This is a genomic window from Parabacteroides sp. ASF519 (assembly GCF_000364265.2).
GTDB lineage: Bacteria > Bacteroidota > Bacteroidia > Bacteroidales > Tannerellaceae > Parabacteroides > Parabacteroides goldsteinii.
This window is the reverse complement of sequence record NZ_AQFV02000006.1, coordinates 3,466,274-3,487,854: the sequence shown is the minus strand read 5'-3', so window position 1 is coordinate 3,487,854 and position 21,581 is coordinate 3,466,274. Positions and strand designations below refer to the sequence as shown.

The 21,581-nt window shown below is 45.3% G+C and carries 17 protein-coding genes and 1 pseudogene; 6 read left to right on the top strand and 12 right to left on the bottom strand.

Going from position 1 to position 21,581, the window contains the following annotated elements; genetic code table 11:
* Positions 1-99 precede the first annotated feature (99 nt).
* Together C825_RS13685 and C825_RS13680 are read left to right on the top strand one after the other, a co-directional pair.
* Complete coding sequence (locus C825_RS13685) at positions 100-2,691, top strand: DUF5686 and carboxypeptidase-like regulatory domain-containing protein (RefSeq protein WP_010802871.1); 2,592 nt, start codon at positions 100-102, stop codon at positions 2,689-2,691.
* Positions 2,669-3,997, top strand: a complete 1,329-nt coding sequence (locus tag C825_RS13680) for a Na+/H+ antiporter NhaC family protein (protein ID WP_007656136.1) — start codon at positions 2,669-2,671, stop codon at positions 3,995-3,997. Before C825_RS13685 ends, C825_RS13680 begins: the two co-directional genes overlap by 23 nt.
* Before the next feature lie 294 nt (positions 3,998-4,291).
* Here the strand turns inward: C825_RS13680 and C825_RS13675 are convergent, their stop codons facing one another.
* Entirely contained in the window at positions 4,292-5,245 is a 954-nt protein-coding gene (locus C825_RS13675) for an NAD-dependent epimerase/dehydratase family protein (RefSeq protein WP_007656131.1), read from the bottom strand.
* Positions 5,246-5,497: 252 nt separating this feature from the next.
* On the opposite strand from C825_RS13675, the gene kbl reads away from it, so the two are divergent.
* The gene (kbl, locus tag C825_RS13670) at positions 5,498-6,688 is read left to right on the top strand and encodes a glycine C-acetyltransferase (RefSeq protein ID WP_010802868.1); all 1,191 of its coding nucleotides are present in this window, start codon (positions 5,498-5,500) and stop codon (positions 6,686-6,688) included.
* Between the two features lie 84 nt (positions 6,689-6,772).
* Here kbl and C825_RS13665 read toward each other — a convergent pair whose 3' ends face one another.
* Complete coding sequence (locus C825_RS13665) at positions 6,773-6,943, bottom strand: hypothetical protein (RefSeq protein ID WP_007656129.1); 171 nt, start codon at positions 6,941-6,943, stop codon at positions 6,773-6,775.
* A 120-nt stretch (positions 6,944-7,063) separates the two neighbouring features.
* Between C825_RS13665 and C825_RS13660 the strand changes: the two genes are divergently transcribed.
* Positions 7,064-7,912 carry a histidinol-phosphatase gene (locus C825_RS13660; RefSeq protein ID WP_044214576.1) on the top strand — a complete coding sequence of 283 codons (849 nt, stop codon included), beginning with the start codon at positions 7,064-7,066 and terminating at the stop codon, positions 7,910-7,912.
* A gap of 21 nt (positions 7,913-7,933) precedes the next feature.
* On the opposite strand, the gene C825_RS13655 is transcribed toward C825_RS13660, so the two are convergent.
* The 10 genes and pseudogenes from C825_RS13655 to C825_RS13610 form a co-directional block, all read right to left on the bottom strand.
* Positions 7,934-10,195: a Helicase associated domain protein gene (locus C825_RS13655; RefSeq protein ID WP_010802866.1), complete on the bottom strand. Its 2,262-nt coding sequence runs from the start codon at positions 10,193-10,195 to the stop codon at positions 7,934-7,936.
* Between the two features lie 193 nt (positions 10,196-10,388).
* Positions 10,389-11,495, bottom strand: coding sequence for a Wzz/FepE/Etk N-terminal domain-containing protein (locus tag C825_RS13650; RefSeq protein WP_010802865.1), 1,107 nt, complete (start codon positions 11,493-11,495; stop codon positions 10,389-10,391).
* Positions 11,496-11,530: 35 nt separating this feature from the next.
* On the bottom strand, positions 11,531-13,942 hold the full coding sequence (locus C825_RS13645) for an SLBB domain-containing protein (protein WP_010802864.1): 2,412 nt from the start codon (positions 13,940-13,942) through the stop codon (positions 11,531-11,533).
* A gap of 143 nt (positions 13,943-14,085) precedes the next feature.
* Positions 14,086-14,493 carry a lipocalin-like domain-containing protein gene (locus tag C825_RS13640; protein WP_010802863.1) on the bottom strand — a complete coding sequence of 136 codons (408 nt, stop codon included), beginning with the start codon at positions 14,491-14,493 and terminating at the stop codon, positions 14,086-14,088.
* Positions 14,481-15,943, bottom strand: a pseudogene (locus tag C825_RS13635) (capsule assembly Wzi family protein). Before C825_RS13635 ends, C825_RS13640 begins: the two are co-directional and overlap by 13 nt.
* 190 nt (positions 15,944-16,133) lie before the next feature.
* Positions 16,134-16,397 (bottom strand): DUF4248 domain-containing protein, encoded by a 264-nt coding sequence (locus C825_RS13630; protein WP_010802861.1) that lies wholly within the window; start codon positions 16,395-16,397, stop codon positions 16,134-16,136.
* On the bottom strand, positions 16,394-17,617 hold the full coding sequence (locus tag C825_RS13625; protein WP_010802860.1) for a CHC2 zinc finger domain-containing protein: 1,224 nt from the start codon (positions 17,615-17,617) through the stop codon (positions 16,394-16,396). Before C825_RS13625 ends, C825_RS13630 begins: the two co-directional genes overlap by 4 nt.
* A gap of 13 nt (positions 17,618-17,630) precedes the next feature.
* Complete coding sequence (locus C825_RS13620) at positions 17,631-18,986, bottom strand: replicative DNA helicase (protein ID WP_010802859.1); 1,356 nt, start codon at positions 18,984-18,986, stop codon at positions 17,631-17,633.
* Complete coding sequence (locus tag C825_RS13615) at positions 18,983-19,483, bottom strand: hypothetical protein (protein WP_010802858.1); 501 nt, start codon at positions 19,481-19,483, stop codon at positions 18,983-18,985. The genes C825_RS13620 and C825_RS13615 overlap by 4 nt, the downstream gene beginning before the upstream one ends.
* Before the next feature lie 324 nt (positions 19,484-19,807).
* The gene (locus C825_RS13610; protein WP_044214371.1) at positions 19,808-20,230 is read right to left on the bottom strand and encodes a hypothetical protein; all 423 of its coding nucleotides are present in this window, start codon (positions 20,228-20,230) and stop codon (positions 19,808-19,810) included.
* Positions 20,231-20,648: 418 nt separating this feature from the next.
* Here C825_RS13610 and C825_RS13605 point away from each other — a divergent pair, with 418 nt between their 5' ends.
* Together C825_RS13605 and C825_RS13600 are read left to right on the top strand one after the other, a co-directional pair.
* A complete protein-coding gene (locus tag C825_RS13605) occupies positions 20,649-21,101 on the top strand; it encodes an HU family DNA-binding protein (protein ID WP_010802856.1) in 453 nt (150 codons plus the stop codon).
* Positions 21,102-21,118: 17 nt separating this feature from the next.
* The gene (locus C825_RS13600) at positions 21,119-21,580 is read left to right on the top strand and encodes a glucosaminidase domain-containing protein (protein WP_010802855.1); all 462 of its coding nucleotides are present in this window, start codon (positions 21,119-21,121) and stop codon (positions 21,578-21,580) included.
* Position 21,581 lies beyond the last annotated feature (1 nt).

Below are 21,581 nucleotides of genomic sequence, written 5' to 3'. Positions count from 1 at the left end.
TCCTTGATTAAATATTATTAATAAGGCTGACTCCGCTCCTACGGGGAAAAAGCTTACCTTTGCCAACTGCATTATCCGAGAAGGAATAACGTTAGTTTCATGGTAAAAAGAATTCACTTAATAGTATTATTGGTTCTGTTGCAGGCAGTGACCGGTGTTGCCGTTTTATATGCGCAAAGCATGACCTCTGCATCCGGTATCGTAAAGGATTCAATAACCGGAGAACCTTTGGCTTTTGTTTCCGTCTATTTTGACGGTTCAACCATTGGGGCAATGACCGACGACAACGGGGCTTTCGCCTTACAGAACGATAAAGGTTATAACAAGCTGGCTGTCGCATCATTAGGATACGACACTAAAATACTCGACCTGAAAACCGGACAGAAGAATGACGGGCTTACCATTGACCTTCGTCCTACCGCCTTCGAAATATCCGAAGTTATCGTCAAACCCAAAAGAGAAAAATATTCCCGTAAAGACAATCCGGCCGTCGAACTGATTAAGAAAGTAATCGAACACAAAAACGACAACCGCATCGAAGCCAAGGACGAATATCAAACCGAGGTATACGAAAAACTCTCTCTCTCCCTAGATGACTTCAACCCGGATTTCGAGAAAAACAAGTTCATGAAGAAATTCAAATTCATCAAGAACTACCTGGACAGTTCCGAATTTAACGGTAAACCCATCCTGACCCTTTCCGTTCGTGAAACAATTGCAGATAGATATTACCGGAAACATCCGAAAACAGAAAAAACGATTGTCAAAGGCAAACGTATGCAAGGCGTCGACCAGACTCTGGATGACGGCGGGGGCATCACCTCCAACCTGGAAGAGATATTTCAGGGCATCAACATCTTCGATAATAATATCAATATCCTGTTGAACCGTTTCGTCAGCCCCTTGTCCTCCACCCTGGCTACCAGCTATTATAAATACTATATCATGGATACCCTCGATATAGGAGGCGATAAATGTGTCGACCTGGCTTTCGTTCCGGTCAACAGCCAGAGTTACGGTTTTACCGGAAGGTTATACATCACTCTTGACGGTAATTATGCCTTAAAAAAATTCCTGCTGAACACCCCCGCCAATATCAACCTGAACTGGGTGGACAAACTTCGTATCGAACAGGAATTCGAACGGATGCCGGACAGCACCTGGGTAGTAAAGAACGAAAACACCTATGTCAATTTCTACCTGGTAAAAGGTGCCCAGCAGCTCTATGCGCACCAACTCAGGAATTACGACAAATACAATTTCAACATAGAACAGGCGAAAGCAGACTCCGTTTTCAACCTGCTGGGTTCACTCCATACATTACCTGTGGCAATCGAACAGCCCGATACCTTCTGGATAAACAACCGCCATGTGCCTCTGAAAGAAAAAGAAAACGCCTTGGACGACCTGCTGGCCCAACTCCGGAAAGTCCCGGCATTCAATGTAATCATCAAAACAGCAGAAATACTTATATCCGGATATATCCCGACAGCCGGCGATAAAAAATCCACCAAATTCGACTTCGGTCCGATGAACACGACAATCAGCGGTAACAGTCTGGAAGGTGTCCGTTTACGTATCGGCGGTATGACGACAGCCAATCTGAATCCTTACTGGTTCGCCAGCGGATATCTCGCCTACGGAACGAACGACCGTAAACTGAAATACAATGTAAAACTGACACATAGCTTCAACAAAAAACTATACCACGAAGGAGAAAGTCCGGTCAATAATTTATCCTTTATCCAGGAATATGACGTATATACCCCCGGACAGGATTTCCTTTTCACCAGCAAGGATAACATCTTTGTTGCCTGGAAAGTAGGCGAACCGGTAACTAAAATGCAGTATATCCGCAAATCCATGTTCCAGTACGAAAAAGAATGGCTGAACGGCCTTACGTGGAGGTCATGGGTATATAACCAGAATAACCAGGCTGCCGGAACGCTCAAATATATCGAGAAAGAAGCAGACGGCACATTGATTCAAAAAAAGGATATTACAACCTCTGAAATCGGAACACAACTCCGTTTCGCTCCCGGTGAACGCTCTTACGACGGACGCTCCGGAAAAGAATCGGTCTTCAACCTGTCGAAGGATGCTCCTATCTTCAAACTGTCACATCAGTTGGGTATCAAAGGGGTACTGGGTGGAGAATATAACTACAATCATACGGAAGTCAGTGCGGAAAAACGTATCTGGTTATCCTCGTTCGGGCATATCGATACGCAGTTGAAAGCCGGAAAAGTATGGAACAAAGTACCTTTCCCGCTGCTGATCCTGCCGAATACCAACCAGTCAATTACTATCCAGCCGGAAGCATTCCACATGATGAATGCCCTGGAGTTTGTGACAGACCAATATGTTTCATTCAATGCAACTTATTATTTAAAAGGTTGGATATTAAACCGTATCCCGGGTATCAAATGGCTAAGGTTACGCGAAGTAATCTCTTTCAATGGTATCTACGGAGGACTGACGGATAAAAACAATCCGGCCTTGACACCGAATCTGTTCCTCCTGCCCGACGGCACACGTCCTTTGGGTAAAACACCCTATATGGAAGCAAGCGTCGGCCTGGAAAACATCTTCAAGATTCTTCGTATAGATTATTACCGACGGCTTACCTATCTGGATGAACCGAATATAAAGAAAGGAGGGGTGCGTATTGCGTTGCGATTCTCCTTCTAACTCTCCTTTAAATCATGCGCCTAATGCCTGGGCACTCATACCTTTACTGGTATTCCTGCTCACCTATCTGGTCGTATCCATATTGGCAGGCGATTTTTATAAGATGCCTATCACCGTAGCTTTTGTCATATCATCTGTCGTTGCTATCGCCATATCCAAGGGAGGAAAACTGTCCAACCGTATCGAACAATTTTGCCGCGGAGCTGCCAACAGCAATATCATGCTGATGGTACTGATCTTTATTCTCGCCGGGGCGTTTGCCCAGACAGCCAAAGCGATGGGGGCTGTAGATGCGACCGTCAATCTGGCGATGTCGATCCTGCCCGGAAACCTGTTGGCTGCCGGTATATTCCTGGCTGCCTGCTTTATATCTATTTCAGTCGGGACCTCCGTAGGTACAATCGTTGCCCTCGCTCCAGTGGCAGTAGGTATCGCCGATAAGACGGGAATGCCCGATGCCCTGATGCTCGGAGTGGTTGTAAGCGGGGCCATGTTCGGCGACAATCTGTCTTTCATATCCGACACTACGATCGTTGCCACCCGAACACAGGGATGTAACATGAATGATAAGTTTAAAGTGAACATCCGTATCGCTCTCCCCATCGCTATTATTACAGGTATAATATATGTATTGGTTGGAAGCGGTATCGACAGCAATTACACAACCGGAGCGATCGAATGGACAAAGGTGGTTCCTTACCTGGTAGTCCTTGTCGCCGCCATTTGCGGAGTCAATGTAATGCTGGTCTTATTTATCGGTATCCTGCTCTCCGGCATTGTCGGATTGCTGACGGGAGGTTTCGACATATGGGGCTGGACAGCTTCGATGGGACTCGGTATAACCAATATGGGTGAACTGATTATCGTCACTTTACTGGCAGGAGGCATGTTGGAAATGATTCGTTACAATGGAGGTATCGACTGGATCATCCTCAAACTGACTTCCCGCATCCATTCCTCCAAAGGAGCGGAAATGAGTATCGCCGCATTGGTCAGCTTTGCCAATCTCTGTACGGCAAACAATACGATTGCCCTGATCATGGCGGGACCGATCGCAAAAGATATTGCAGACCGTTTTAAAGTCGACCCACGCCGCAGCGCAAGTATTCTGGATATTTTCTCTTGTTTCATTCAGGGAATCATCCCCTACGGGGCACAGTTGCTAATGGCTTCAGGATTAGGCCAGGTCTCCCCTCTCGAGATTATGCAGTACCTATACTATCCTTATTTATTGGGATTCGGCGCTTTACTGGCAATCCTCTCAGGATACCCGAAAAAATACAGTAACATGGTTTCTACGAAATAGCAAATCCAGACACATATAAACAAAAAAAGGCTATCCATCACGGACAGCCAATCTTCATTGTTAACCTTAAATCTAATACCATGAAAAACACAGTGCAAATATAGGGGTTTTATGTTATTCAGCATAATATTTGCAAGAAAAATGCCTCGCATTAACATTATTTAGCCAAAACATGCTCTAAAACATATAAAATGAAGTATCCTTTACAGGAAACTTTATTACCCACCCCACTTAAAAATAAAGGGGACACCCTAAACCGGATATCCCCTCCCATCAACAAACCTCTTATATTTGTTATTTACCGAAACGTTCTTTCAGTTTTGCGATCATGTCTTTAGTCATTGTATCCAGATCGTAAGTCGGCTTCCAATCCCATTCTTCACGGGCACAAGTATCATCCAATGAATTGGGCCATGAATCAGCGATCGCCTGACGCAACGGATCAACCTTGTATTCCATCTGGAAGTCAGGAATATATTTACGGATATTGTTTGCTATAATTTCCGGATCGAAACTCATAGAAGCAATATTGAATGAGTTGCGGTGTTGCAGACGTGTAGGATCGGCCTCCATAATCTGGATAGCAGCATGTAATGCATCCGGCATATACATCATATCCATAAATGTACCGGCAGCGATCGGACATTCAAACTTCTCACCCTTTACGGCTGAATAATAAATATCCACTGCATAGTCAGTTGTACCACCACCCGGAGGAGTTACGTAAGAAATCAATCCCGGGAAGCGAACCGAACGTGTATCCACACCGAAACGGATGTTATAATAGTCGCTCAACAACTCGCCGGAAACTTTAGTCACACCATACATCGTACGCGGGTTACGGATCGTATCCTGCGGAGTCTTGTCTTTCGGAGTGTTGTTACCGAATACACCGATAGAACTCGGAGTAAATACGGCACATTTCATTTCACGTGCTACTTCCAGTACGTTGAATAATCCACCCATACCGATCTTCCAGGCTAACTGAGGCTTTGCTTCAGCAACGGCAGACAACAATGCAGCCAGATTATAGATTGTGTCAATCTTATATTTAGACACTGTCTCGGCGATCTGCTGTTCATTTGTTATGTCAACAAGTGCAGAAGGTCCTGATTCCAATAGTTCACCTTTGGGTTCTGCTCCGGATATATAACCTGCTACGATGTCGCCATCATAACGTTTTCTCAACTCCATGGTTAACTCTGAGCCGATCTGACCGGTAGAACCGATAATTAATACATTCTTCATTGCGTTTTTATTGTTCTTTTAAGTTTTTTCTGCGGCAAAGGTATAGAGAATAAAATTGTTCCCGCACGATTTTCTTGTGTTTTTTCATGCTAATATTCAAAAAAAAATATGACCTTTGCTTCACCAGTTGAGAGTTGACTATTAACTGTTGACAGTCCTTTGTAACAAAAACGAACTAACTGTTACTTTTCAACTATCAATTGTTAACTAAATAGTCTACTTGATTCAAAAATACTAACAAAAAACAAAGTTATGTACGGTAAACTGAAAGATTTCCTTACACAGGAACTGGCTAACATTAAAGCAGCCGGATTGTACAAAAACGAGCGTATTATCACTACGCCACAAAGAGCCGACATTAAAGTAAATGCCGGAAGTAATGTTTTAAACTTCTGTGCCAACAATTACCTTGGTCTGTCAGACAACCAGCGTCTGATTAAAGCAGCTAAAGATGCCATGGATTCTCACGGATACGGTATGTCATCCGTTCGTTTCATCTGCGGAACACAGGATTTGCACAAAGAATTGGAAGCCGCTATTTCCGATTATTTCAAAACAGAAGATACGATTCTGTATGCCGCCTGTTTCGATGCAAACGGTGGTTTGTTCGAGCCGTTGTTCGGCGAAGAAGATGCCATCATCTCCGATGCGTTGAACCACGCCTCCATCATTGACGGTGTACGTTTGTGTAAAGCAAAACGTTATCGCTACGCCAACGCCGATATGGCTGACCTGGAACGTTGCTTGCAGGAAGCTCAGGCACAGCGTCATCGCATCATCGCCACAGACGGTGTCTTCTCTATGGACGGTAACGTTGCTCCGATGGACAAGATCTGCGAACTGGCAGAAAAATACGATGCCCTGGTCATGGTCGACGAATCTCACTCAGCCGGTGTAGCCGGTCCGACAGGTCGCGGTGTGGCAGAACAATATAATGTATATGGAAAAATAGATATTTTCACAGGTACATTAGGTAAAGCATTCGGTGGCGCTATGGGTGGTTTTACTACAGGTAAAAAAGAAATTATCGACATGCTCCGCCAGCGTTCACGTCCTTATCTGTTCTCTAACTCAGTAGCACCGGCTATCGTTGGAGCCAGTCTGGAAATGTTCAAGATTCTGAAAGAAAGCGACGCACTGCATACTAAGCTGATGAACAACGTTTCTTACTTCCGCGATAAGATGCTGGCTGCCGGTTTCGATATCAAACCGACACAGTCTGCTATCTGCGCCGTAATGTTGTATGATGCCAAATTGTCTCAGGACTTTGCTGCAAAAATGCAGGAAGAAGGCATTTATGTAACAGGATTCTACTATCCGGTAGTTCCGAAAGACCAGGCCCGTATCCGCGTTCAGTTGTCTGCCGGCCACGAAAAAGAACATCTGGATAAAGCCATTGCAGCATTTATCAAAGTTGGTAAAGAGCTGAATGTCATCAAATAAAAGATTGAAAAAAAGAAGCGGCAACATGGGGATGTTCCGCTTCTTTTCTTCCTAAAACAATCTATTAACCTATAAATATACCTATCAGTAATTATTATCTTCCTCGCTATCGACAAGGTTGTTCAACTCAAACTCCAGACTGACTATATCTTTCCTCCACGAATCTAAAATATGGGAAGGAATATCTTTCGGAGCATTATCTATCTTCGACTGGATATTCGAAACCTCCAGTTCCAATCTTTCTCGTCTGTTCATATCTCTTATAAATTATCACCTGTTTAACAATCTCTCAACTATTAAACAACAGTCCCGGTCAATATGTTCAGAAAGATTTTCTATCTTTGTATTCCTAAAACAATCGACAATAGAATATTTATGCAACTTAGTAATTATCACAGTCATTGTACATTCTGTGATGGGCGCAGTACGCCTGAAGACTTTGTAAAGTTCGCTATATCCCATGGCTTCCGGGCGTATGGATTTTCATCACACTCCCCCCTGCCCTTCGAGACCTTCTGGAACATGTCGAAAAACGACATGCCCGAATACCTGGCTGAAATAGACCGGCTGAAAAAGAAATACAGCGACCGGTTAGAAATATATACAGCCCTGGAAATTGATTATCTGGATGAAACCTACAACCCATCCGTCCCTTATTTCCAGGAACTTCCGTTGGACTACCGCATCGGCTCCATCCATTTCCTTCCTATCTCAGAACATCTGAGTGAAGAGAATATGGTCTGTATCGACGGTTCCTTCGCTGATTATAAAGCATCGGTAGAACGTTATTTTGAAGGAGATATCCGCAAGTTGGTAACCCGTTATTATGATTCGACACTAAAAATGATAGAAGCCGGCGGTATCGATATTGTCGGCCATATAGATAAAATATATATGAACGGGCACAAATGCGAAGGTTTCTCTTTTGACGCAGCCTGGTATCAGGAACCGTTCAGAGCAACCCTCGACCTGATAGCTGAAAAAGGATTGATGGTTGAAATAAACACCAAAAATCTGGAAAAAAAGCAACAGCTATTTCCCCGGAAAGAGTACCTCGGATTACTGAAAGAGATGAACATCCCCGTGATGGTTAATTCCGACTGCCATTATCCTGACCTGGTAAACGACGGACGGGAAAAGGCATTCAAATTGCTGAAAGAGATCGGGTTTAAGTCTACCCGTGAATTGGTGAAAGGGGAATGGCAGGATGTCGCCATTGACTAATAGGAAAGTCTTATTGGAAATTTACCTCAAACTCCAGGGGAAAGAAATCTTATCCAGCAGACTCCTACGATCAGAGGAGAGTTCGCCTTTTTTCAAGGCTCTGCGCTGTACGAAACACCAACTGCCCAGCTTGTTCTCACGGGCGGTTGGCCAGCGGTTGTTTTCAGAGAAGAATTGTTGTAGTTTTTCATAGTTTTCCATCCAGACATCATCGATGGTCCAGATAAAACCTTCGGCATCCATCCGAGCGATGCGTTCAGCTGAAAGTAGACCTTGTTTCCGGTTTTTACGCTGGGTGTTACACCAACTGCCGGCTTTTCCTTCATTGCTTTTGGGCCAGCGTTTATGTTTCTTGTAATAAATAAGTACCTGCTGCCAGTTCTCCGCCCAGAGCGAATCCAGATCCTGTTCCCACCAGAAGCCGATCGAATCGAGCAACCGGATTCTTTCATTGGAAAGGAGACCTTTCTTTCGTGCCTGCCGTTGGGTGTTGCACCAGGTATTCAGTTTGTTTTCGCCGCGTTTGGGACAACGGTGTTCTACAACCATAAAACCCTTTAACTCTTCATAATACTGCATCCAACGACTGTCCTGCACCTCCCATTCAAAACCGATCCGGTCCAGCTGTGAGATATAATCTTCCGACAACGTCCCTTTCTTCCGGGCAATCCGCTGGGTATTGCACCAGTTTCCCAACTTTCCTTCGGCTGCCTGCGGCCAGCGCCCTTCACGTTCCTTATATTCGATCAGCCGCTCATACATGACCGGCCACGCATCCAACTCCGCCAGCATATCATCCACACGGGCACGGATATCAGACAGGAATCCCGTGACCTCAAACTCCATAAAGCCTTTAAAGCTCTTCGGGGCACGGATCGCCGGATGATAAACCAACTCCCTTGACATAGCCTCATAAACAGAACGACCCGAAAGGTTATTGACAAAGTCAAGCACTACCGGATGACGGTCCGAACCTGCTTTCAGGCAACGGCCCAGCTGTTGCAAGGCAACCACATATGATTCCGTCCGACGCAGGAACATGGCAGCATCTACTCCTTCCACATGCAATCCTTCGATCAGCATATTTATGGAGAAAAGGACATGCAGTTTTCCTGTTTCCCTACGAAAACGACGCAATGTCTTTTCATTCTCCCGGTTACTCAGCCCATTATGGATCTCAAATGTTTCCGTTTCAAAGCCTGCCTGTCCGAGCCAGTTCGAGACTTCGGGAATCATATGCTGAAGATCCTCCTTGTCTTTACAGAAGACAAGCATTTTCTTTACATCTTTCGGAAGATAACGCCGGATTAGTTCCGATGCACTCAATGAACCGCGAAAATCCAGTCGGGCAAAGTCTATCTTGTCTTGAATATGCTTGCGCCTTTCTGATGTACAGTCACTCCTGTTCAGCATACGCTGCACCTTATCCAGCTGGTTATTCAGATCGAATACGCTCTGCACCAGGACAGGGACAGGCAGTATCTTATAATACCAGGCCATAGACAAAGACAGTTCATGAAACAGGTTTCCCTTGAAATAGACTTCTACCGTATCGAGCATCTCTTCAGGACGTATCGGGGTTGCCGACATTCCCAGTACACGGGCCTCCAGATTGTTATCAATGACTTCCTGTACAGCTTTTCCCCATACCTCCGCCCCGAAATGATGGAACTCGTCAATAATGATATGATCTGCTTTGAGTTCACCCACCGTACCGCGATTCAGGACTAATGCCTGGAAAGTCCGGTAGGTCACATGCGGCATTGTCCTGCCAATTGCTTTTTTGATCTCAGCGATAATCGTAACGTTGGGAGCAATAACTACTATATCGTCTTCCGAATGATTGACGATATAGCGGGCAATCAGATAGGATTTTCCTGTTCCGGTCGCCTGTACAACGGCTCCGATCCTATTCGTTTTGAATCCTTCCTCGATGGCCCGGTAAGCCGCTTCATTATGTGAAAACAGTTCAATATGCTTTCCCGTTTCCAAGCTTTTCAGATAGCTATCATCCGAAACAGTCAGTCCATGCAGTTCAAAGGAAAGTGCCTCCGGAAGATAGCCTCCATGAGCCAGGATACGAAACTGATTACAGCCGCACATTTCTCCGATTCGCTGCATTTCAGTATACTGTCTATCCACTTCCGGCAAGCCAACAGGTTCCTTATTCCATACCTCTTTTACAATGAAAGTAACGGAATCTTCCCTGAAGCCTACCAGCAGACAGCCGGATTCTTCAGTAACAAAATAATGATAAGAATGATAAAGATCGCAGAGTGACATTCAGAAAATATGTCAATACTAGGAATAATTGAGCTATCCCGTTCCCGTGCTTGACACGGGATCGCAAAGGCACAGACCGTATCCTATATGTATCTTTTGATACTGCTGGTTCTTCTGCGGCCCCGTGTCAAGCACGGGGACAAGATAGTTCATATCTGATAAAAACTGAACTCTATACAAATACCCCAACTAATTATTCAATATCTAAAACCTCAGTTTCCTCTTTGGGGTTGAAAAGGTCTTTGATAAACAGATAACCGATTCCGCCAAATATGGCAAGGAATACAAATCCGATCAGGATCAGTGGTTTCTTGGGAGAAGATGCTTTTAAAGGGACAGTGGCAGGTTGTATTATTGTATACACCGGTGTCTGTTCCTGTACACGGAGTTTATCCTGTTCCAACTTCTGGGCCAGCGTATTGTAAACATTGAAGGTTAATGTCATTTCATTTTTCAAACGCTCCTGTTCCGTACGATAGCTGGCTGAAATGATATTCTTGTTGGCATCTTCAAAGGCCGCATAGGCACGTTGTGCCTTATAGTAGGACTCACGGGCTTCGCGGAATACTTTCTCTGTGAATTCAAGGTCTTGCTTTACCTTCTGGGTACGGTAATTTGTGATGTATCCCTGAAGTTTTTCCAATACAATTTGAGTGATATTCGCAGAGATCAACGGGTCCTGCATCTGAACAGAGACAGTGATCACCAATGTCTTTTTATCTACAGAGGCAGAAATGCGCTCCTGCAAATCCTCTATCACATCAGACTGCTCTTTTGTTAGATGAAAAGAGGATAACTCCATACTGTTCTTTTCCTCTTCCTTTGAGAATAAATCTTTCACAACACCCAACAGTTTGAATGGAGCCTGTACTACATAACTCCACCACGCACTTTTCTGATCCTCATTCATATATGCATACAATGTCGATGAGTAATCCCCTTTTTCACTCTCAACCTGTACCGGAAACAACTCCAACAGAAAAGGAATACTCTGCACCACATCCGGATACAAATCCGGAGAAATAGCATCCGCTCCCGAAGAGCTGTTCAGATTAATCCCTGCCATAGCAGCCAATCCTCCCAGATTCCCCATCTTTTTGGATGGATCAGACGTTTCAGGTGCCAGCTTTACCGTCGTACTGTATTCTTTCGGTATACTGAAAGCGACCACCAATCCTACAACTATCGCCACTCCACAACATTTGAACAAAAACTTGCGTTCACTCCATAAACGTTTAGCCAATTCTACCAAGTCTATCTCCTGCACATTGTCTGTCTCAGGGGTATTCATTTGATTCATATCCACTTTGTTAATTGAAAATTGAAGATTGAAAATTATTTCATTGTATTAATGATAGAAGTGACCATGGCTGCCATCGAAGTGGTTGAACTGGCTATACTCAGTACCTCCGCTAAGCTGGTTTTACGATCGCGCTGTGTCTTGGTCGGAACCACGATTTCGCATCCGGGTTCTACCTTCGGATAACGTTTGAAGAAGATAAAGCATTTCTTCGTTGTTGCAACTTTACCGTTCATATAGATTACGATCGGATATTTACGGGCAATATCGTTATAGCCACCAGCTTGCGACAAACAATCTCCCACGGACATCCCATTTGTATAGGTCACGCTGTTTGGATAAGTTACGGCGCCGTTTATCTTAACTGTACTTTGCAACTGAGGAATGTAAAGCGCATCCCCGTCACGCAATACCACATCGTGCGCACTTCCCGGATTTGCTAGAGCCTTTTCCAGGTCGATACCCACCGAGTAGTCTTTGATGTTTTCCAGTGATAAGGCAACCGAATCACGGCTCTGTTTATTGGAACTCAGTTGCAGCAGAGTTTCCAGGCGGCGCATTTCATCTTCTGTCAACTGGCGTTTCAGACTTGCTCCTTTTACATAGGCATCAGGAGTTATTCCTCCGGCTTTAGTGATGATATCACTCAGACGGGAGTTCTTTTCTGCCAGTAGGTAATCACCGGAGAAAGTGATTTCACCATTTACCTTTACCACCTGTTGTTCCTGATAACCCGGTGAGAAACGCACATACACTTCATCAAACGGTTCCAACGTAAAGACCGTATCGCTTTTCTTTCCATCCGTAGATATCAAACCTAAATTATCGTTCAATGCGAAATTGAATACTTCGGCTGTACGGTTAGTGTTTTCGTAAGTCTTTGTATCCTTAATCCTTCGGGCTACTTCCACATTGACCGTTGCCGCCGATTCTTTTAATCCGCCCGCCATCATAATGGCATCTTCAACGGTTAAGTTGTTCCGGTAAGGAAGAACCGTATCAATGTAATTCACCGCCCCGCTTATTTTGATCGTATAAGGTTCGCGAAGGTCAAACAGGGATGGAATGTTCAGTTGGTCTTCCGGTTTAAGTTCTATATCCGGAGATGTGCCACTGAGAATACCACGAATGTCTACGGCTATAACTGTTGTTGTGAAATCCGGATTCAAACGGGTGATCTGGGCACGACCGGTAAACTCATCTCCTTTCAAACCGGCTGCCTGATCAACCAGTTGACGGACCGTATGAACAGTACCATTCAACTCATATTCTCCCGGACGCCAGACTGCACCTGTCACTGTCAGACGGTTTTCGTAGAAAGGAATCACTGAATCCACCAACAAAGAATCACCGTCCATCATCGCAAAAGTAGGATATTTATCTTCCGTAACAGTAGCTATCTGATAACGGCTTCCGGCTTTTCGTTTAATACGGACGTCTTTCTTGTAGGCATCCCCGGTAAAACCGCCGGCCATGTTCAATAGCTGTGAGAGTGTTTCCCCTTTTTTCATTTCGAAAATGCGGTTACGTTTTACTTTTCCACGAACCACAGCCAGCTGGTCATAAGGGGAAACGATCACCATATCATTTTCTTCCAGACGGATATTCGTATTGTATTTGCCGTTCAGGAGATAATCATATACATCCAGTTTAGCCACTTCCTTACTGTTACGGTAAACCTTTATTCCGCGAAGCGAACCGATCTCATTCACTCCGCCTGCTGCATACAGAGCATTAAACAAAGTAGCAAACGAAGGTAATGTATAGGTTCCCGGAGCAACGACTTCACCTACAATATTGACTTTGATACTGCGTATCTGGCTCAGACTAACGGATACGAACGTATTAGCCCCGTCCGTACTTCCAGACTCTGTATTTCCGGACAAAGTAGACATGATCCGCCCCAGTTCCTGACGGATACGATTTTCGGCTGTTTCAATAGTCAGTCCGCTCACAGATACCGGACCCAGGTTAGGAATAAGGATGGTTCCTTCGGGAGAAACTTTCAGTTTCAGATTCAGTTCTGAATCTCCCCAGACATTGATCAGCAATTCGTCTCCGGCGGATAAAACATATCCTTTGGGAGTCGGTACATTCAGATCCGGTTCAAAGGACAGGTTCTTGTTTGAGAATATTTCACGCCCAAACACCGTACCACTTAAATCTCCCGCCGGACGATTGGCTTCCCGCTGAGCATCCAGAGGAGGTATCTCCTTCCCATCCGGAACCGTGACCGTGCGGTCTGTTACCACAGCATCCGATGCCGTACGTACGGTCTGTTCCGCTCCGGACTGTCCCATTCGTTTATTCATCTCCTGACGGATCTGTTCATCCGTCATACCCGCGGCTTTCGCCTTGTCGATCAAATCCTGGGGCACCTGCGCCGACAATGGAACCGACAGACACAGTAATCCTCCCAATAATACATTTCTGATTACGTTATTCATATTGTTATTTGTTTTGTTGTTATTTCGATTTTAGAAAGATGAACTATCGGTTTAGTGACTGGTTGTAACTGGCTCCCCTCTCCAGAGGGGAGCCAGTTACAACCGGTCGATAATTAGATAGCTCATATCTGATAAATTATGAATCAAAACTTCCTGAACTCCAATCGGGCATAATCCGATTGTAATACCAGATGCTTTGATGTTAATTCTTTGACGCCGAAACGTTGCTCCGTTCCGTTCATCCCGAATGGCAATAAATCTTCAACTTTACTGACCGGCATGACTACAAACAAGGAATCTCCGGTATATTCCATATTGCCGGTCTGACTGGTTACATCAACCTTCATCAGATTGATTGTATGCAGAGCAACACTGTAATATGCCCGTTCAAGGTTCTCTTCCTCTCCTGATGCATATGCTATTTTCATGATCTGCCAGCGACCATCCAGGTCTCCGTTAATCGGCATTTTTCCGCAGGAACTGACTATTAAGGTCAGCAACACCGCTATTATATCTCTTTTCATCATATTCATAGAACTCATCGTATCCATCCTGTTTTTCTGATTGTTAGCATTCCCCCGGCACTTTTACCCAACATTTCGCCTCTGTCAACACCTAGCGATGCTGTAAAGTCCCAGCCTCTTAACTGATGGAGCGTATAAGTTAATTCTACCAACGCATTTCCATTCTTTTTGATCTCATAAAAAGGTAAGCTATAAGTTCCCCAATTACGGGTAAACGAGAATAAAATACGATATCGCAAACCGTTGACAGGAGTACCCATGATCCCCAAATGATGTCCTTGCATACGTGAACTTTTAAAACTTATATCACCATCTGCATTATAGATCGGAGACATGACTAGCGGATTCCCGATTCCCATTCCCCAATGCTGCCAACCGGTATAAATACCATGATTATAATAATTATCTGTACCACTCACTTGTTCAGGTATCTCCGATGTATGATCCCAATAAACAGGACCGGACTGGTCTTTTGTTGAGATATATTCGTAAACGAAACTGCTAACGACAGGATTTTTGGGAAACGTTATTTCCACTCCTGCCAGACAGTCTTTCCAGCCATATTCTCCGAACATCTGCGAATGATCTTCAAAATAATGTTCGTAATAAGGACGAATTGTCCAATCTTTAGGAGCATACCAGGTCAAAGAAAAATTCCAACTTCCTAAATGGTTTCCATAAATATTCGTCTGTTCCCCAAGCGGAGTGTCACTGCTCCCTCCGCTTGGAATAAACACTTTAAAGAAATCCTTTATCCCGTTTGGCATATCAATCTTTTCACTTCCTCTAAACGCATTCCCCCAAACTGAGCAGCCATCTCAAGACCTCCTTCAAAGATCAAAGGAAACTTCTCTCGGTTACCGACCTTCACATACAAATCTTTGGAATGATAAAGCACATGCTCCGTATGCTTTCCTCCCGGCTTAATAAAATCTTTTTGCCAGCCGTCATCTGTAAACATACCATAAGCCATATGTCCTTTGAAAGCCAACCAACCTTTTGTCCCCGGAACAAGCGTATATTCAGGAATACCGATACGAACCTGCGGAACCGGACGCGCATTTCCCGAGAATGTCAGTCCACCGCTACTAAGAAGCGGATTATTGAACTCACCATAGCGTTCCTTACTTCCGATGCTCAACCCCAGGCAACGGTATTTCAAATCCACATACAATTGCTGCACCACGAAAGTCGAAGTAAAATTATAAGCCACAGCCAGATCCGCCCCGAAAGCATACGAGAAAGGCGTATCGTTTTCCAACTCCCGGAAGACCCCGGCACGCAGATACCCATTATTTTTTTCAATGGACGAAAGTCCCTGCTTGTTTGCCGTCAGCCAGAAAGGAGTATGCTCTCCCCCGCTAAAGCTCACACCGGTTTCCGCCCGGTAACTCAGTCCTTTCGTTAACTGGCCATAAGAGTTTAGGGGAAGCACTAAAATACCTCCCCAAAGAAGTAAGTTTGATATTAATTTCATTTGTTCCGATTTTAGAAAATAATGAGCCAATGTGGCAATATGCCAATTTAGGAATAATTGAGCTATCAGTTTATAGTGATGGGAGTAACCAATTCCCTTCTTGAGAGGGGAGACAGGTACAACCGGTCAATAATCGGATAGTTCAAATCTGATAAATATTGAATCAGTCCCCCTCATCACGTTATCGATATTAAGGTCTTCCCAATATTTCTACTATACATTCCACCTGTTTCGGTGTCATGACACGTTGCTTGCGATTCCAACCGGCGGCTTTCAGAAGAGTGACCAGAATTTTGTTTGCCAATACCCAGGCTTTCAAACGGCGGGAAGCTGCCGCCGGTGTTATCATCGGACTGTACAGGATACCCAGTTCAAGCCAACCGAAACTACGGTTCTTCCATTTCTCCTCCTCTTCGTCCCTATCCGGCTTCTTATTTTTCTGATCCTCTTTCATAGCCACCTCCAATCTAATGTAGCCGGATGGCCGTCACGAAGCGACAAACCTGTCCGATAAGCAAACATCTTCCTCAAATCACTGAGCAAAACTTTTCGTTCCCCGGCATTATGCTTTTGCAGCAGTAGTTGCACCTGTCTGCTTATCCGGTTGAATAAGGCGACCTCTTCCGATGACAGCAATTGTTTCCGTAACCCGCGGATAAAAGAGACAAAAGCCTCCTTTCCCCAAAGGCGAAAGAGCGAATCCGGATCTTCACCCGCAGGCAATTCTCCCTTGACAGCCCAGAGACCTTCCCGGCGAAGAATCGCTACAGCTTCAGTCGAACCCTTCTCACCCGCCCGATCCCCGTCCAGCAAGACAGTCACCTGCGAAGTATATTTTTTCAGCAACGCGACATGTCCGTCACACATAGCCGTCCCACACAAAGCTACTGTATTCCTGAAACCCGCCGCATGCATGGCTATGGCATCCTTATACCCCTCCACCACAAATGCAAAACCATCCTGCCGGATCGCCTCTTTCGCCAGATTCAAGGCATACAGGTTCTCACTTTTCCGATACCCCTCTTCCACCGACGTGTTTCTATATTTCGGTTCATCCGGATCCCCGTCCGGTTGTTTCCGCGCGGCAAAACCTATCAACCCTCCCATCTCATCACGGAGCGGAAAAATGACACGGTTCCGCATCTTATACCATTCTTTCGGCACCATACCCGGCGAAACACCCACCTCAAAATCCAGATAAGCAGGCGTCAAGTCCGAATCACCGCAAGCATAAGGCAAGAGGGCCTGGAGAAATTGATTGTTCTTTTGGACGGTAAGATAACACACCCCCTGCCCCCTCTCAAGAGGGGAAGGAGATACCATCGGACATTCCGTTTTTTCGTTTATAGCGCCGGGAGTAACTTTTCCCCTCTCGAGAGGGGGCAGGGGGTGTGTCATTGGCAACGATGTCACCGGCGACAACTTCTCCACCGCTTCCGCAAAACTACATTTCTCCGCTTTCTGTACAAAAGCAATCACATCCCCATGTTCGCCACAGGCATAACAGGTGAAAGTCTGCTTTTGCGGATCGACGGTCAACGACGGATGATGGTCAGCATGGAACGGACAAAGTCCGATAAACAACTTCCCCCGACGTGACAGTTTGACGTAATGTCCGGCCACCTCTTCCAGGCGGACCGACCGTTTTATCTGATCGATATTATATTGTGCCATTTCGTTCCGGGTATTAATAATCCGTTATTTTAGTGTACGAAGCATTATAACGGAAACGGGCAATGCCGGTCGCACCGTTTCGGTTTTTAACGATATAGAGTTTGCCTACCCCTTTAAGGTCTTCCCCTGTACGCTCGTCCTTGACGATCCCGTAACGCTCCGGGCGATAGACAAAAAATACACAATCAGCTACCTGTTCGATGGTTCCCGAATCACGCAGGTCACTCATCACCGGGATATGCGCCTTGTCGACACGCTGGTCGCTGGCACGGTTCACCTGCGAAACGACAAGCACCGGGCAGTCGGTATCCAAAGCCAACTGCTTTAGGGCCGTTATGTTACGCCCCACTACCTGTTCCTGCGTTTCGTTTTTCTGACGGATACTGCTCAGCAGATGCAGGTAGTCGAGGATCACGAAATCACACTCCCCCTTCTTGCTTTTCAGCATGACCTTCGAACGGATATCCGACAGGGTGTTACACGCCTTATAGTCAATATACAACGGCAGATGCTCCAACAACTTTCCGGCCTTTTCGAGCACCTCCAGTTCGTGGACCGTCAGTCCCGAGATACGCAGATGGTCCGGATCGACATCCGTCACACCCGCCAGGATGCGGTTCAGCATTTGCAGGTTCGACATCTCCAGACTGAAAAGGCAGACATGTTTTCCGGCACGGGCCGCCTGGACAGCGATATGCAGGGCGACAGCAGTCTTACCATCGCTCGAATGACCCGCCAAGACAGAAAGTTCCCCTTTATGAAAACCACCGGTGACATAATCGAACTCAGCCAACCCGCTCCGTATGCGATTCCGGTCGTACGAACCATCCAACCGCTCCCGGTGCCAGGCAACCGCTTCGGCAGCCAGGACACCCACCGGACGTATCGGTTCACTACCGGCCACTTCCCCCCGCAGTTTCAGCAGCGAATCTTCCGCTTCCGAAATAACGGCCTCCGGATCAGCATCAAAACAACTGCTCTTAATATTCAGCAGGACAAACAACTGTGCCAGGCAACGTAACATATACTGGCGCTTTATCTCCTGAGCATAATGCTGCACATTTCCGCCATGGCGCACATTCAGCATCGCCGTCAGCAGGAACGACAATCCGTTCAGCTCCTTCCAGCGAGCTTCATCCATCCGCCGCATCTCCGTTTCGACCGACACCATATCCGGTTGCACACCCTGTTCATACAAATTCATTACCGCCTGGAAAACAAAACCCAGCGCTGCATCCGAAAACATTTCCTTATGCAGCAATGTCGACACCAGGCCCGGAGCATCCACACTGGTCAGCAGGCAGCACACCAACGTATTCTCCACCTCCGACAATGTCAGATCTTTCTGTTCGTCAACACCTTCTTTCATGCTTCGCCTCCCTTTCCTTTTGGCTGAAATTGTTTGCTACGACCTCCCATCGCCTGTTCGGCAGCAGCCATTGCCTGAGCGGCAGAAATATCGTTCCCGTTGTTATCCGTATTCTCCGTTATCTGTCCCGAAAAATAATTATAATTACAAATCTTGATTTTTGTGCCTCCCGCCACAGGACCATATTCGATCAATCGTTCACGAGCCAACTTTCTCAGATAATACCCCACCGAACCGACACTGATATCAGTACGATCAGCCAGGAACTGATAAGTACAAAAATATTCCCCTACATGGCAAACGTACTGGATACGTCCCAGTTTCATAAATCCGGGTTTGAAATAACTCATCGTTGCCAATGCCATGTAGATACGGGCTAGGTGACGTTCTTTCTTACTGGCACTAACCGACAGCGCCAACACTTTTCGAGGCATCTTCATAAAAGACTTTCCCATCCACAATACCTCCGGGTTTTCTTTCGTTTGTTTTACGCTCATAATAATCACATTTAAAGAAAATTAATATTTGCCCCGTTATGAGATTACTATTTGCGCTAAAACTTGATAGTCATTATCCCGAAGCACTACCGTATGTAGACTCTATACGTATCCGGATGCCTCTCTTTTAATATAGTTAGAACTATCTTTCTTATCTAGAATTTATAAATCGTAATTTCCATCATTTTTTTCGCAAATGAAATAATACCCTAACGTTCTGATGCAAATTTAGCCATTACTACTCGCCTTGAAAAATATATCTTGAGGGCATTTCTCAATTATAAATTCCTCGATTACAACCGTTTAAACAATATTCCTGTCACTTCAATTTTTCTTGTACTTCTTTTTCGTCTCTCTAACCGCTTCACAAATGTCAAAATACACATCATCCGCTTCGCTCAGATGGTTGCAAATGGTACTGATTTCCCTGCCGGTACGAAAAACAAGGTCGATACGGTCAGCTGTCTTTTCATACGTTCCGTCTATTATTTTGCAACGGAGCATGGCCGAGATATAAGCAATAAATAAATCCGGATCGTTCACCACGATACGTTCGATCAACAAACGGCAGGCATCAATTTCGCAATATTCCAGAATATCATCCCGATGATGTTTATTAAAACGTTTTCTTAACACCTCCCAGGTTGTATGTTGCTTTATAGCTGGTTCCCCCAGGAGCCACGCCAACAACATCACATAGCGTCCTTTATCCGGCTGCGTTTCAAGCCAATTTGACAAAGACTCCAACGACAAATGATTTCCAGTTATCGCCCTGATTGTTTTTTTAAAACTTCAATTAAATTATTCACTATACGATTTATTTTATTTGTATTCATAATTTTCTGATTTTAAATCGTAATTCCGGTCTCTATTCTTGTGAAATACCCTCTTTTTCCTTTTACAAAACATATATGTTTCGTTCGCAAACCATATATGTTTTGCCGTTAAAACACCTATCTTTTAATAGCAATTATCAGCTCCTTTTCCGATAAATAATAACCTTCTTTATTCTCATCCAACTACCGCTATCTGCTTCTATCCGGCAGCCACTTTTCCGCAGCAATTACCTTTGTAATGTTATCGATAACCAACTAACCGCCAAAATGCCGGAAAAGTTTTTTCATTGGCACATTGGCATATTATCCACATTAAATAATTATTTCCCATGCCATTAAAATTCAGACTTGTCAAAAGAAGAGACATGAGTAAGGATGCGGCCGAAGGGGCCGAACTTTACTATGCACAGACCAGCATCACCAAAAAGGTCGACCTGAACCGTATTTGCAGCCGTATCAGCAAATACAGCACTGCCAGCCGCGGTGATATCCTGCTGGTACTCGACGGACTCTTATCCGTCATGAATGAATCGCTGGGCGACGGAGAATCGATCCATCTGGGCGATTTCGGCAGCTTCCGGATGGTTGCCGGCAGCAAAGGATCTTCTACGGAAAAGGATTTCAATACCTCTCTGTTCCACCGGGCACATATAGTTTTCTATCCGGGTACAATGCTGACGGACACGATCCGTAATGCCAGTTTCGAAAAATACAATATCCCCGGCGCGGAAAGCAAGCCGGAAGAAGGCGGCGGTGGCAGTGACCGTCCGGAAATCGAGTAAAATAATTATTCTTTATTATGGTAAAACAGGAATACATCAAACAGTATCTTTTCCCCGCTCAAAAGGCGGGGGAATGTTTCGGAATCAATCCGATCGTCATCCTTGCCCAATCGGCCATCGAAACCGGCTGGGGAGAAAGTACGCTGGCAAAGGAGCATAACAATTTCTTCGGTATCACCGCTTACGGACGTCCAAACGCTTTCTGGAAAGGCGAAAAGACCGATCTGTCGGAAAACAGCGGCCATACTTCCCTCTGGTTCCGCACCTACGAATCAGCGAAAGACAGTTTTATGGACTTCGCCCGTCTGATCCACACCGCTTATCCGGTAGCCGCCTCACTCAGTGCCCATCCTTCGGCCTATGCCAAAGAGATCGCGTATAGTAAATACATCAGCGAAGTGAATGGCGACAACCGTGCTGCTTACCAGAGGATGCTGGTGTCGATCTGCCGGTCGATCGAAAGGATGATAGTCAATTAAT

Bases quoted from the DNA above. Each gene is read 5' to 3' on its own strand.
- C825_RS13675 (WP_007656131.1), bottom strand. From the start codon at position 5,245: ATGAAGAATGTATTAATTATCGGTTCTACCGGTCAGATCGGCTCAGAG.
- C825_RS13655 (WP_010802866.1), bottom strand. From the start codon at position 10,195: ATGTCACTCTGCGATCTTTATCATTCTTATCATTATTTTGTTACTGAA.
- C825_RS13605 (WP_010802856.1), top strand. From the start codon at position 20,649: ATGCCATTAAAATTCAGACTTGTCAAAAGAAGAGACATGAGTAAGGAT.
- C825_RS13600 (WP_010802855.1), top strand. From the start codon at position 21,119: ATGGTAAAACAGGAATACATCAAACAGTATCTTTTCCCCGCTCAAAAG.
- C825_RS13630 (WP_010802861.1), bottom strand. From the start codon at position 16,397: ATGAAAGAGGATCAGAAAAATAAGAAGCCGGATAGGGACGAAGAGGAG.
- C825_RS13650 (WP_010802865.1), bottom strand. From the start codon at position 11,495: ATGAATCAAATGAATACCCCTGAGACAGACAATGTGCAGGAGATAGAC.
- kbl (WP_010802868.1), top strand. From the start codon at position 5,498: ATGTACGGTAAACTGAAAGATTTCCTTACACAGGAACTGGCTAACATT.
- C825_RS13665 (WP_007656129.1), bottom strand. From the start codon at position 6,943: ATGAACAGACGAGAAAGATTGGAACTGGAGGTTTCGAATATCCAGTCG.
- C825_RS13660 (WP_044214576.1), top strand. From the start codon at position 7,064: ATGCAACTTAGTAATTATCACAGTCATTGTACATTCTGTGATGGGCGC.
- C825_RS13620 (WP_010802859.1), bottom strand. From the start codon at position 18,986: ATGAAAGAAGGTGTTGACGAACAGAAAGATCTGACATTGTCGGAGGTG.
- C825_RS13615 (WP_010802858.1), bottom strand. From the start codon at position 19,483: ATGAGCGTAAAACAAACGAAAGAAAACCCGGAGGTATTGTGGATGGGA.
- C825_RS13625 (WP_010802860.1), bottom strand. From the start codon at position 17,617: ATGGCACAATATAATATCGATCAGATAAAACGGTCGGTCCGCCTGGAA.
- C825_RS13640 (WP_010802863.1), bottom strand. From the start codon at position 14,493: ATGGATACGATGAGTTCTATGAATATGATGAAAAGAGATATAATAGCG.
- C825_RS13685 (WP_010802871.1), top strand. From the start codon at position 100: ATGGTAAAAAGAATTCACTTAATAGTATTATTGGTTCTGTTGCAGGCA.
- C825_RS13645 (WP_010802864.1), bottom strand. From the start codon at position 13,942: ATGAATAACGTAATCAGAAATGTATTATTGGGAGGATTACTGTGTCTG.